Raw genomic sequence first — 778 nt, 5'->3', positions numbered from 1 at the left:
ACCAGCTGCAATACTTAGAAAGCAGAGTACGCTGACAGCACCGGAAGAGAATTACCTAAAACTTCATACGAAATATGGTGCTGATATTGTCTCTGGAATTGATGACTTTCCTGAAAGTGCCAAAAAAGTAATCGTTCAACATCATGAAATGAATGATGGCTCTGGTTATCCTGAAGGCTTAAAAGAAGAAGAGATAGATGAACTAACCAAAATAGTTTCAGTGGCTAACGCATTCGATAATCTTTGTCATGGTAAAGCGCAATCTCAACAAATGATCCCATACTTGGCATTGTCCCACTTATATAAGAACTGCAAACATCTATATAGTCAGGATAATTTGAGTCTATTGGTTAAGTTCATGGGAGTCTATCCGCCGGGTACTGTCGTGCAGCTTTCCAATGAATCAATTGGAATCGTGATTTCGGTTAATGCCAAACATATGCTTTATCCGAACGTACTGATCTATGATCCTAGCGTTCCAAGAACCCAAGCCCCGATCATTGACCTATTTACTAAAGAGATAAAAATTGTCAATGCAGTTCATCCAAGCAAGTTACCGGAGCAAGTTAGAGAATATCTAAACCCTAGGGCTCGTTTATCTTACTTTTTTGATAATGGTGAGTAGTTATCCACAGGTTCTTGTGGGTAGTTTGTTCGAAACTTGGGTTGAAAGTTGTATAAATAAGCCCTTGGTTGAAATATCTTCACTTAACCTCTTTTTTAAATAAAAAACGTATTTAATGCTTGCCAATGAGAGCTGCATCTCTATAATGCCGCC

Annotated in this window: 1 protein-coding gene; it reads left to right on the top strand. The window is 38.4% G+C overall.

Translation table 11 applies throughout. From position 1 onward, the window contains the following. The coding region (locus tag AB4496_RS27525) for an HD-GYP domain-containing protein (RefSeq protein WP_372133151.1) at window positions 1–625 on the top strand (625 nt) is incomplete at its 5' end. Window positions 626–778 lie beyond the last annotated feature (153 nt).

The sequence above is a fragment of the Vibrio sp. 10N.222.46.A1 genome (genome assembly GCF_041473595.1).
Lineage (GTDB): Bacteria > Pseudomonadota > Gammaproteobacteria > Enterobacterales > Vibrionaceae > Vibrio > Vibrio tasmaniensis_A.
Note: the sequence above shows the minus strand (reverse complement) of the source record. Positions and strands in the feature narration are given on the sequence as shown.